Raw genomic sequence first — 11,427 nt, forward strand, 5'->3', positions numbered from 1 at the left:
CATAGACCGCACCGGCGACGGTGAGCCAGACCGTGCCGTCGCCGGTGCGGTCTATGAGGAAGACCTCCTCGCCGCATTCGGGGTGGCTCTCCAGGGTGCCGTAGGCCCAGCCCGCGCGGCGGGGCTCCTCGGCGGTCCAGATGATCCGGCAGGGCGCCTTGACCACGCCGGCCAGCGTGACCGTGACGTCCACACCGGGGGCGGCGCGGTCGGCGGTGGCCTCTATGCCCACGCCGAGCGCGCGGTGCATCTCCCAGGTGAGGACCGCCTCGGCGGCCCGGCTGAAGACCTTGTGGCCCTCGCCGAGACGGGTGCGCACCAGCATCGGGCGGAACCCGGGCGGGCAGAAGGTCAGGTCGTCGCGGGTCGCTCCGACCGGTTCGTACGTGAAGGGTGCCGAGGACATGGGGCACAAGGGTAGGGCGGCACCCGGAGGAGATCCGCTCCGGGTGCCGCCCTCTTCACAACCCCGCCCTCGTCACCGCCGCAGGGGGGTCAGCTGACGTTGACCGCCGACCAGGCCGCCGCCACCGCCTTGTACTCGGTGCTGGAGGAGCCGTACAGGGCGGACGCCGCGGACAGCGTGCCCGTACGCGCCGACTTGTAGTTGGTGGTCGACGTGAAGTACGTCGTCAGCGCCTTGTACCAGATCTGGAGCGCCTTGTCCCGGCCGATGCCGGTGACCGTGGAGCCGTTGGACGTCGGGGAGTTGTACGACACCCCGTTGATCGTCTTCGCGCCGCTGCCCTCGGCCAGCAGGTAGAAGAAGTGGTTGGCGACACCGGACGAGTAGTGCACGTCCTTGTTGCCGACGGAGGAGGACCAGTAGTCGGCGGAGCCGCCGTCCTTGCTGGGCTTGTCCATGTAGCGCAGCGGGGTGCCGTCGCCGTTGATGTCGATCTTCTCGCCGATGAGGTAGTCGCCCTTGTCGGACGCGTTGTTCGCGAAGAACTCCACACCGGTGCCGAAGATGTCCGAGGTGGCCTCGTTCAGACCGCCGGACTCGCCGCTGTAGTTGAGGCCCGCGGTGTTGGAGGTGACACCGTGGCTCATCTCGTGGCCGGCCACGTCCAGCGCGGTGAGCGGGTGGTTGTTGCCCTCGCCGTCGCCGTACGTCATGCAGAAGCAGCTGTCGTCCCAGAACGCGTTCACGTACTGGCTGCCGTAGTGCACGCGGGAGTACGCGCCGACACCGTTGTTCTTGATGCCGCTGCGCCCGAACGTGCTCTTGTAGAAGTCCCAGGTCTCCTGGGCGCCGTAGGCGGCGTCCGCGGCGGCCGTCTGGTCCGTGGTGGAACTGGAGGCCGCGCCGGTGCCCCACACGTTGTCCGCGTCGGTGAACAGCGTGCCCTTGCCCGACGTCTTGTGCGCCAGGTTGTAGGTGCTGTGGCCACCGCGGCTCGCGTCGGTGAGCTGGTACGTCGAACCCGACTGGGTGGTGGTCAGGCTGACCGAGCCCGAGTACAGGGTCTTGCCGGTACCGGTCGCGTTCTCGATGCCCTGGTACTCGAAGAGCTTCTTGCCGGTGGCCGCGTCGGTGATGACGTGCAGCTGGTTCGGGGTGCCGTCGTCCTGGAGGCCGCCGACGACCGTCTCGTAGGCGAGGACGGGGGTGCCGGAGCCGGCCCAGATCACCTTGCGGGCGCCGTCCGCGGTGGACTTGGCGGAGCCGAGGGTCTTGGCGGCGGACACGGCCTGCTTCTCGGCCTTGGCCGGGGTGAGCTTCGGCGTGAGCGAGGCGACCTTGATGGTGGCCTTGTTCGCCTTGGTGACGCCCTCGGTCCTGCCGGACTTCGCGGTGTGCACGACCAGGTCGCCACCGAGGACCGGCAGGCCCGCGTAGGTACGCTCGTAGCGGGTGTGGACCGTGCCGTCGACGTCCTTGACGACGTCCTTGACGACCAGCTTCTCCTTGGCGCCGAGGCCTATCTGCTGCGCGGTCTCCGGCGCGTCCGCCTGCGCCTGCTTGACCAGCGAGGTGTGGGCGGCGGCGGAGAGCGAGAGCGGCGCCGCGGCCAGCGGCTTGGCGGCGGCCGGGGTCTGGGCTGCCGAGGCGCTGGTGGCCAGACCGGCGGAGATGAGCGCTCCGGCGGCGACGGCGGTGGCGATGGCCAGGGTGGTGCGCTGGTGACGCGCGTAGAGGGGGCTCACGCAAGCTCCTTCGTGGGGGAGGCCGGCCAGCGTGGGGTTACTGACCGGGTAGTTCGCTGTGAAGCTGCTGTGCTGCTTGCGGCGTGGAGAGAGAGTGACACCCGGGGCGCGTACATGTCATGACCCTGAAGTGATGTTGGCTGGAAAGCGACAGCCGGGGAAATGTTGCAGTGGTGTGAACAAGTGGCGGCTGAGTGGGCTGTGTCCCTCAACTGCCTTGAGTTTCATGGGGTTTGGGAAGCGATTCACAGGAACGCCATATTCCGTTCGCCCCTGGAGGGTGTGCCGTGCGTGGCTTGATATCGGTCACGGTTGTACGGCGTCCCCGTGCCAGGTCCGCCACAGCGCCGCGTAGGTGCCGCCGGCCGCCACCAGCTCGTCGTGGGTGCCCAGTTCGGTCAGCCGGCCGTGTTCCATCACCGCCACGCGGTCCGCGTCATGGGCGGTGTGCAGCCGGTGCGCCACGGCGATGACGGTGCGCCCGCGCAGGACGGCGGCGAGGGCGCGTTCGGTGTGGCGGGCGGTCGTCGGGTCGAGGAGGGCGGTCGCCTCGTCCAGGATCAGGGTGTGCGGATCGGCCAGCACGACCCGGGCCAGGGCGAGTTGCTGGGCCCGGGAGCCGTCGGTCGGGTGGCCGCCGGCGCCCAGCCGGGTGCCGAGGCCGTCGGGCAGCTCACGCACCCAGACATCGGCGCCGACGGCGGCGAGCGCGGCCCACAACTCGGCGTCGGTGGCGGCCGGTTCGGCGATGCGCAGGTTGTCGCGCAGGGTGCCGAGGAAGACGTGGTGCTCCTGGGTGACCAGGACGACCTGGCGGCGCAGCACCTCGGGCGCCAGCTCCGCGACGGGCACCCCGCCGACGGTCACCGAGCCGGTGCCGGGCCGGTCGATGCCCGCGAGGAGCCTGCTCAGGGTGGTCTTGCCGGCACCGGACGGCCCCACCAGGGCGAGGCGTTCACCGGGGCGGACGGCGAGGTCGACGCCGTGCAGGACCTCGGCGCCGTGCTCGTAGGCGTAGTGCAGAGCGCGGACTTCGATCCGGGCGTCGGGAGCGGGGGTGACACCGGTGGCCGTACGACCGTCCGCAGGGCCGGTGTCCTGCGCCCGGGCCAGCCCCTCCACCCGGGCGAACGAGGCGCCGCTGCTCTGGAGTTGCTCCACCCGCATCAGGATCTGGTCCAGCGGATCCACGAACTGCCGCAGATACAGCGCCGCCGCCACCACCGCGCCCACCCCGACCTCGCCGCGCGCGTGCAGCCAGCCGCCGAGCAGCAGCGCGGCGGCCGCCGGGACGGCGTACGTCGTCTCGATGACCGGGAAGAACACCGAGCGCAGGAACAGGGTGCGGAAGCGGGTACGGCGGGAGAGCTCCAGGCTGTCCCGGCTCGCGGCGATCCGCCGCTCGGCGAGCCCGAACGCCTCGACGGTGCGGGCGCCCTCGGCCGTCGCCGCGACGATCTCCGCGACGGCGGAGCCCGCCGCGCCCTGGGCGAGATAGGCGTCCCGGGCGCGCCGCAGATACCAGCGCAGCGCCAGCCAGATCGGGGTCAGCGTAAGCAGCGCGATCCCGCCGAGCAGCGGATCGAGCGTGAACACCGCGCCCAGCACGAACAGGGCCTGCACCCCGCTGATGAGCAGTTCCGGACCGGCGTCCCGCAGAGTCGAGCCCACCGTCGCCACGTCCGCGGTGCCGCGCGCGGTCAGATCGCCGGTCCCGGCCCGCTCCACCACCGAGGAGGGCAGCGCGAGCACGCGGTCCACGTACTCCTCGCGCACCCGGGCGAGGGTCCGTTCGCCGAACCGGTTGCCCGCCCGGCGCGCCCAGCGGGCCAGCAGCAGCTGGGCCAGCGAGCACACCAGGATCCACAGGGCCAGCCGGTCCACCGGGCCGGTTCCGCGGCCGGCCCGCACCTCGTCGACGATCCGGCCGACCAGCCAGGGCCCGGTGAGCCCGGCCGCCGCGGCGAGCACGTTCAGCAGCAGGGTGCCGGCGAACCCCCGCCGGTCGGCCCGCACCAGACGCAGCACGGCCCGGCGTACGCCCGCGCGGTCCGCGACGGGCAGCAGCGTTTCGGCGGCGCTCATGAAGCGGCCCCTTCCGTGCGGATGTCCTCCGCGTCGATGCCCTCCGCGTCCCGGGCCACCAGCGCCCGGTAGGCGGGCTGTTCGGCCAGCAGCCGGTGGTGCGGCCCGGTCGCGGCGACCTTGCCCTCGGCCAGGAACACCACGGTGTCCGCGTGGTCGAGGACGAGCGGGGAGGTGCTGGCCACGAGCGTCGTACGGCCCTCCCGGGCCGCCCGCAGCCGCCGGGCCACCGTCGCCTCGGTGTGCGCGTCCAGCGCGGAGGTCGGCTCGACGGCGAGCAGCACCTCGGGGTCGGCCAGCAGGGCGCGCACCAGCCGCAGCCGCTGCCGCTGGCCGCCGGACAGGCTGCGGCCCTGCCCGGAGACCGCCGTGTCCAGGCCCTCCGGCAGCCCGTCGACGACATCCTCGGCGGCGGCCGCGTGCACCGCCCGCCGTACGGCGTCCGCACCGGCGGGCCGCCCCGCGGCCACGGCCTCCCGCAGCGGCCCGGCGAACAGATCGGCCTCGTTGTCCGCGACGAGGATCCGCCGCCGTACGTCCGCGAGCGGTACGGCGTCCACGCGCACGTCCCCCCAGATGGCGTCGGTGGGTCCGTACCGGCCGAGGCGGTCGATCACGGCGGTGGCGTCGGCGGGCCGGGCGGCGGCCAGCGCGGTCAGCAGGCCCGGCGCCACCCGGGTCCCGGAGACGGGGTCGCACAGCTCGGCGGGCCCCTCGGGCGCGGGCAGGGTGCCCTCGTCCGGCTCCGGTTCCAGACGGAGCAGCCGTACGACCCGACGCGCGGCGACGACGCCCCGGTTGAGGTCGTAGACCATCTCCACGAAGAAGGCGACGGGGCCGACCAGGACCGCGACATACCCGTACACGGCGACCAACTGGCCGATGCTCAGGCTCCCTTGGGCGGCCATGCGGGCCGCGATCCAGGTGACGACGGCGAGGAACAGGGTGGGCAGGCCCACGGCGAGCGCCTGCACCCAGCTGGCCACCGAGGCCACCCGGTACCCCTGTTCGCGCAGCCGCCGCGAGTCCGCGCGGAACGCGTCCGCGATCAGGGCCTTCCCGCCGAGACCGCCCAGCACCCGCAGTCCGCCCGCGAGATCGCCGATACGGGCGGTGAGCACGCTCTGCCGCTCCCGGTACTCGCTCTCCACGCCCTGGAGCCGCCGGCTGAGGGGCCCGGTGACCACGGCGAGGGCGGGCAGGCCGAGCAGCACGACCAGGGCGAGCGGCGCGGAGACGGTGACGAGCAGCCCGGCGACCACCCCGTACAGCACGATCGAGGCGACGCCAGGACCGACCATGGAGAGCGAGTCCGAGATGGCGCTCACATCGCCGACCCCGACCGTCACCACCTCGCCGGCCCCGACCCGCCGCGGCAGGGCGGCCCCGAGCCGCACCGCGTGCTCCACGACCAGCTTGCTGGTCCGGAAACTCGCGTCCATGCGCAGCCGGGTCATCGTCCGGTGCCGCAGAATGCTCAGCCAGGCGGTCACCGCCCCCACCAGGAACATCGCCGCGGTCCACGCGGCCAGCACCCCGGTCCGTCCCGGCAGCAGCCCCTCGTCCACGGCCCGCTGCATCATGTACGGCTGCACCGCCAGCAGCACCATCCACACCGTCCCGAGGCCGCCCGCCGCCCACGGCCGTGCCCCCTGCCGGGCCACCGCCCACCACAGGTACCACCAGCCGCCACGCGTCTGCGGTGTCCCCGGATCCTCGTACGCGTCGACCATCGAGCCCCCACCCACCGTGCCGCCACCGGAAACCTCCGACGCTATCGACACCCCGCGGCGCGGATCCATCCATTAACGGCCGGGCGGGCGTGGGCGTGGGCGACGGTGAGGGTGACGGCGCGGTTGCGGGCCGGAGCGTGGGCGGGGCGTGGGCTCAGCCCAGGATCCCCCGGTCGTACGCCGCCGCCACCGCGGCCGCGCGGTCCTTGGCGCCCAGCTTGGTGTACAGGTGGGTGAGATGGGTCTTGACCGTGGCCTCGCTGATGAACAGCTCGCGGGCGATCTCCCGGTTGGAGGTGCCCCTGGCGACCAGGGTGAGGACCTCGCGCTCGCGGGCGGAGAGCGGCTCGTTGCCGGGAGCAGGGGTGCGCACAGCCTGGACGAGGCGGGAGGCGACGGCGGGGGAGAGGACGGTACGGCCCTCGGCGGCAGCGCGGACGGCGGTGCACAGCTCGTCGCGCGGGGCGTCCTTGAGGAGGTAGCCGGTGGCGCCCGCCTCGATCGCGGGCAGGGTGTCGGAGTCCGTGTCGTACGTGGTGAGGACCAGGACCTTGGCGCGGGCGGCGCGGCGGGTCAGCTCGCGGATGGCGGCGACCCCGGAGCCGCCCGGCATGCGCAGGTCCATCAGGACCACATCGGGGTCCAGCTCGGCCGTCCGCGTGACCGCCTCGGGACCGCTCGCGGCCTCGCCGAGCACCCGGAAGCCGGGCGCGGACTCGAACATGCCGCGCAGACCGTCCCGGACGACCGGGTGGTCGTCGACGATCAGCAGCGTGATGAGGGGTTCAGTGGTCATCGCGCACCAACGGTACGCGAGCCGACACCGCGGTGCCGTGCCCCGGTTCCGACTCGACGGTGAAGCTGCCCGCGATCCGTTCGGCGCGCGCCCGCATCCCCGCCAGACCGAAGCCCCCCGCGTGGCTGCGGGCGGGGACGGCGGCCGGGTCGAAGCCGGTGCCGTCGTCGCGGATGTCCAGGATCACCTCGTCGCCCAGATAGGTCAGCGTGACCCCGAGCCGCCTCGCGCGGGCATGCCGGGCCGCGTTGGACAGCGCCTCCTGGGCGGTCCGCAGCAGCGTCGCCGAGACCTCCTCGTGCAGCGACTCGGCGGTTCCGGTGACGGTGAACTCGGCCCGCGCGCCGGTGCGTTCGCCCCAGTCGGCGACCAGCTTCTTCAGCGCCTCCGGCAGTCCGGCGGCGGCCAGTTCGACGGGGGCGAGGTTGTGCACGGAGCGGCGGGCCTCGCCGAGGCTGTGCCGGGCGAGCGAGGAGGCGCGCTCCAGATGGGTGTGCGCGGTGGCCAGGTCCGGCGCGTTGGACACCACCTGGAGCTGGGCGATGATGCCGGTCAGGCCCTGCGCGATCGTGTCGTGGATCTCCGCGGCGAGCCTGCGCCGCTCGTCGGCGACGCCCGCCTCCCGCGCCTGCACCAGCAACTGCGCGTGCAGGGCCGCGTTCTCGTCCAGCGCCTGCTGCAACGCCGCGTTGGTGCGCTCCAGTTCGTCGATGGTGTCCGCCTGGTCCTCGATGCGCCGCTGCTCCTGATCGGCGAACCGGAAGAACAGACCGACCAGGCCGACGTTGGTGCAGAAGACCGCCGCGAAGATCACCCACATCAGCGGCCCGTGCGGCGGCATCCCGCCGATCTCGCTGCCCGCCATGGTCACCGCGGTCATGAGCAGCCCGAGCGGCATCAGCCGCCGCGCCAGATGCAGGCTGGAGCTGTAGTAGCCGACAGCCGCGTAGATCCCGAAGAACGGGTTCAGCCAGGTCAGCGCGAACGCCATCGCCCAGCGCACGAAGTAGAGGACCGCGGTGACCCGGTTCGGCCCCGGTGTGTCCGACGTCACCCGCCCCCACGACAGCTGGAGCAGCAGGGCGGCGGCCACCAGCGCGCCGGCCGCCTGCGTCTCGCCCCGCGACATCCCGATCGCATGGGCCGAGGCACCCGCCGTCACCAGGCCCACGGCGAGCAGCGCGTAGGGCCCCCAGCGGTCGAAGGTGGCCCTGCGCTGCGGTCCGGTCGGGTGCGTCATGCACTCAGTGTCCGGCACGGCCGTACTCACTCCTATCGGTGTCCGGCACGGCCGTACTCACTCCCAGCGGAACCAGCGGGCCGCACCCGCCGTGAGCAGCACCGCCCACAGCGCCAGCACCCCCAGGTGCTCCCAGCCGGGCCAGTCGCCCGCGGCCGCCTGGTTCAGGGCCTCGGCCGCCGCCCCGAAGGGGGTGAAGCCCACCACCCGGGCCAGCGTGTGCGGCATGTTCTGCACCGGCAGCCACACCCCCGCGCAGAACATCATCGGGAAGAACACCGCCGATCCGATCGCCCCCGCGATCTTCGTGGTCCGCGACAGCGCCGACAGGACGGAGCCGAGGGCGAGCGAGGCCGCCGCCGCGAGCAGCAGCGCCAGCAGATAGCCGCCCGGCTGCTCCGGCAGTCGTACGTCGAACGCCACCCGGCCGACCAGCAGCGCGAGCAGCGCCGAGGCCAGCGCCACCCCGCCCTGCACCGTCATCTGCGCGCTCAGCAGCGCGACCGGCCGCACCGGGGTGGCCGACATCCGGCGCAGGATGCCCCGCTCCCGGTAACCGGTGAGCACCTGCGGCAGCGACTGCGCCCCGCACATCAGCAGCGCGATCAGCACGGCCACCGGCACATAGGCGTCGATGGGCCGCAGCCCGCCCATCGACCGGTCGGCCTGCCGGAACGCGGGGATCGAGCCGAGGATCCCCAGCAGCAGCGTCGGGAACAGGAACATCCAGAACACGGCGGCCGGTTCGCGCCGGAACAGCCGGAACTCGGTACGCAGGACGGCGGTGTTCATGCCGTGGCCTCCTTGGTCAGATCGAGGAACGCGTCGTCCAGGGTGGCGTCCACGACACGGAGCTGATGGGCGGTGACGCGGTGCCGGGCGAGCAGGGTGAGGACCGCGTCGACGGTCTCGTCGGTGCCGGACAGGGTGAGCCGGCCGTTCTGGTGCTCGACCGAGGCGAGCGCGGGGAGCGCGGCCAGCTCACGCCCGTCCAGCGGCGCCGACGGGGTGAAGCTGATGACGGTCGCGCCCGCCGAGCGGTGGATCAGCCCGGCCGGGGTGTCCAGGGCGGCCACCCGGCCCTTGTCGATCACCGCGATCCGGTCGCACAGCCGCTGCGCCTCCTCCATGAAGTGGGTGACGAGCAGCACGGTGACCCCGCTCGCGCGGACGTCCTCGATCAGCTGCCAGGTGTCCCGGCGGGCCCGCGGGTCCAGCCCGGTGGTCAGCTCGTCCAGGACCACGATCCGGGGGCCGCCGATCAGCGCCAGCGCGATGAACAGCCGCTGCTGCTGGCCGCCGGACAGCTTCCCGAACCGGGTGCCGAGCTTGTCGGTGAGGCCGAGCCGTTCGGCCAGCGGCCGCCAGTCGGCGGGCCGCGGATAGAACGCGGCGTACAGCTCCAGCGCCTCCCGTACGGTCAACTTGGCCTGGATCTCGCTCTGTTGCAGCTGGGCGCCGAGGGTCTGGGCGACCTTCGCGTGGTCGGCGACCGGATCGAGCCCGGCGACCCGGATCCGGCCGCCGTCGGGGACCCGCAGGCCCTCCACACACTCGACGGTGGTGGTCTTGCCGGCGCCGTTCGGGCCGAGGATCCCGAAGATCTCGCCCTCCTCGACGGCGAAGGAGACGCCGTCCACGACGGGCCGGCCGCCGTACGACTTGCGCAGATCGGTGACTTCGATGACGGATGGCATGCGTCGAGAATCCCGTTCGGGCGGGGTCCGGCACATCGGCCGGCCCGCTCGAAGGTGCATCAGCCGATCGGTTGATGCGGGGGTACGACCCGACGCGTGGCCGGGGCCATGGCCGTGGCCGGGGCCGGGGGGGGCGACCCGGCGCGGGACCGGGAGGCGTAGGACCAGCGGCGGAGCGGGGTCCGGCCAAAACTCGGTGGGCGGCGCCGGTGCCGGTCCGTACGCTCGCCTGTGATGCCCACGACACGTGCAACCACCCAGGACAGATCCGCCGTCCGCAGCCTGCTGCGGCTGTGGCCCTATGTGCGGCCGGTGCGCGCCCGGCTGCTCACCGCGGCCCTCGTCGCGATCGTCGCCTCCTGCACGGGCCTGGTGATCCCGCTCGTCCTGAAGTGGATGGTGGACGGCCCGGTGGCCGGCCGGGACCCGGCGGGCGTCTGGCTCGGCGCGCTGTACCTGCTGCTGCTCGGGATCGCCGAGGCCGTGCTGTTCGGCATCCGGCGATGGCTGGTGGCCCGGCCGCTGTCGCGCGTCGAGGCGGGGATGCGGGCCGATCTGTACCGGCATCTCCAGCGGCTGCCCGTCGCCTTCCACGACCGGTGGGCATCCGGTCAGCTGCTGTCGCGGGGCACCACCGATCTGATGCTGCTGCGCATGTTCCTCGCCTTCCCGCTGACCTTCCTGCTGGTCAACGGCGTCACGATCCTGGTCGGCGTGGCCATCATGCTGGCCCAGGACTGGCTGCTCGGGCTGGTCGTGCTGGTGCCCGCGGTGCCGGTGCTGTGGACGTGCGTGGTCTTCGAGGGGCGGTACGCGCGGGTGGCGCGGCGGGCCCAGGACCAGGTGGGGGACCTGACCACCCTGGTCGAGGAGAGTGTGCTCGGCATCCGCGTCGTCAAGGGCTTCGGCCGCCACCGCAGCCAGGCGCGGGCCTTCGACGCGCTCTGTGCCGACCTGCGCGGCACCGAGCTGCACAAGGCGCGGCTGCTGGCGACGATCTGGGGCGTCATCGTCACCCTGCCGGAGCTGGCGATCGGGGCGGCGCTGGTGCTGGGCGTGATCCAGGTCGCCGACGGGGACCTCTCGGCGGGCACGCTGGTGGCGTTCCTCAGTACGGCGCTGGCGCTGCGCTGGCCCGTGGAGTCCATCGGGTTCCTGCTGGCGATGAGCCAGGAGGCGGCCACGGCCACGGAGCGGTACTTCGAGGCGATGGACGAGGCACCGGAGGGGGAACCGGCGGGGGAGCCGGTGGTCGGCCCACGCGCTTCGACGCCCGAGCCGACCAGGGACGGGCCACGCGACCCGGCGTCCGGGCCCGCCGCGTCTGAGCCTGTCGGGAAACGGCCGCTCGAACCCGCCGGGATCCGGCCGCGCGACCCGGCGCCCGAACCCGCGGCGTCCGGGCTCGCGGCGCCCGAGCCGACTGGGAACGGGCTACGAGAGCCGGCGTCCACTCCGGCTCCGGCGTCCACTTCCGCTCCGGCGCCAGCTCCGGTGCCTTCGCCGGCCCCGGTGCCCGCTCCGGTCCCGGCGTCCGGGCCGACCCTGGCGTCCGCTCCGGTGCCCGCTCCGGTTCCGGCGTCCGGGCCGACCCCGGCGCCCGAGTCGGCCGTGCTCCAGGACGCCGTGTTCCAGGACACCGGACTCCGCTTCGAGAACGTGCGGTTCCGCTACCCCGACGCCGCCCCCGACTCCCCGCCCCTCCTCCAGCACATCGACCTGCAC

Annotated in this window: 9 protein-coding genes; 1 reads left to right on the forward strand and 8 read right to left on the reverse strand. The window is 73.3% G+C overall.

Features of this window, described 5'->3' with window-relative positions; all coding sequences use genetic code 11:
* From CCN72_RS14910 to CCN72_RS14945, 8 genes are all read right to left on the reverse strand, one after another.
* Window positions 1–406: DUF1990 domain-containing protein (locus CCN72_RS14910; protein WP_107430104.1), on the reverse strand; the 406-nt coding region annotated here is incomplete at its 3' end.
* Window positions 407–495: 89 nt separating this feature from the next.
* The gene (locus CCN72_RS14915; protein ID WP_086807942.1) at window positions 496–2,151 is read right to left on the reverse strand and encodes a M4 family metallopeptidase; all 1,656 of its coding nucleotides are present in this window, start codon (window positions 2,149–2,151) and stop codon (window positions 496–498) included.
* A 306-nt stretch (window positions 2,152–2,457) separates the two neighbouring features.
* A complete protein-coding gene (locus tag CCN72_RS14920; RefSeq protein WP_086807943.1) occupies window positions 2,458–4,236 on the reverse strand; it encodes an ABC transporter ATP-binding protein in 1,779 nt (592 codons plus the stop codon).
* The gene (locus CCN72_RS14925) at window positions 4,233–5,969 is read right to left on the reverse strand and encodes an ABC transporter ATP-binding protein (protein ID WP_086807944.1); all 1,737 of its coding nucleotides are present in this window, start codon (window positions 5,967–5,969) and stop codon (window positions 4,233–4,235) included. Before CCN72_RS14925 ends, CCN72_RS14920 begins: the two co-directional genes overlap by 4 nt.
* 154 nt (window positions 5,970–6,123) lie before the next feature.
* Complete coding sequence (locus tag CCN72_RS14930; protein ID WP_086807945.1) at window positions 6,124–6,765, reverse strand: response regulator; 642 nt, start codon at window positions 6,763–6,765, stop codon at window positions 6,124–6,126.
* Entirely contained in the window at window positions 6,755–8,005 is a 1,251-nt protein-coding gene (locus CCN72_RS14935; protein WP_086807946.1) for a sensor histidine kinase, read from the reverse strand. The genes CCN72_RS14930 and CCN72_RS14935 overlap by 11 nt, the downstream gene beginning before the upstream one ends.
* Before the next feature lie 57 nt (window positions 8,006–8,062).
* On the reverse strand, window positions 8,063–8,797 hold the full coding sequence (locus CCN72_RS14940; RefSeq protein WP_086807947.1) for an ABC transporter permease: 735 nt from the start codon (window positions 8,795–8,797) through the stop codon (window positions 8,063–8,065).
* Window positions 8,794–9,702, reverse strand: a complete 909-nt coding sequence (locus CCN72_RS14945) for an ABC transporter ATP-binding protein (RefSeq protein WP_161217081.1) — start codon at window positions 9,700–9,702, stop codon at window positions 8,794–8,796. The genes CCN72_RS14940 and CCN72_RS14945 overlap by 4 nt, the downstream gene beginning before the upstream one ends.
* Window positions 9,703–9,936: 234 nt before the next feature.
* Between CCN72_RS14945 and CCN72_RS14950 the strand changes: the two genes are divergently transcribed.
* On the forward strand, window positions 9,937–11,427 hold a 1,491-nt coding region (locus CCN72_RS14950), incomplete at its 3' end, for an ABC transporter ATP-binding protein (RefSeq protein WP_244174231.1).

The organism is Streptomyces murinus (assembly GCF_002154555.1).
Classification (GTDB): Bacteria; Actinomycetota; Actinomycetes; order Streptomycetales; family Streptomycetaceae; genus Streptomyces; species Streptomyces murinus.

Excerpts from the sequence above, each read along its gene's own strand:
- CCN72_RS14920 (WP_086807943.1), bottom strand. The coding sequence starts at position 4,236 with ATGAGCGCCGCCGAAACGCTGCTGCCCGTCGCGGACCGCGCGGGCGTA.
- CCN72_RS14940 (WP_086807947.1), bottom strand. The coding sequence starts at position 8,797 with ATGAACACCGCCGTCCTGCGTACCGAGTTCCGGCTGTTCCGGCGCGAA.
- CCN72_RS14930 (WP_086807945.1), bottom strand. The coding sequence starts at position 6,765 with ATGACCACTGAACCCCTCATCACGCTGCTGATCGTCGACGACCACCCG.
- CCN72_RS14945 (WP_161217081.1), bottom strand. The coding sequence starts at position 9,702 with ATGCCATCCGTCATCGAAGTCACCGATCTGCGCAAGTCGTACGGCGGC.
- CCN72_RS14925 (WP_086807944.1), bottom strand. The coding sequence starts at position 5,969 with ATGGTCGACGCGTACGAGGATCCGGGGACACCGCAGACGCGTGGCGGC.
- CCN72_RS14935 (WP_086807946.1), bottom strand. The coding sequence starts at position 8,005 with ATGACGCACCCGACCGGACCGCAGCGCAGGGCCACCTTCGACCGCTGG.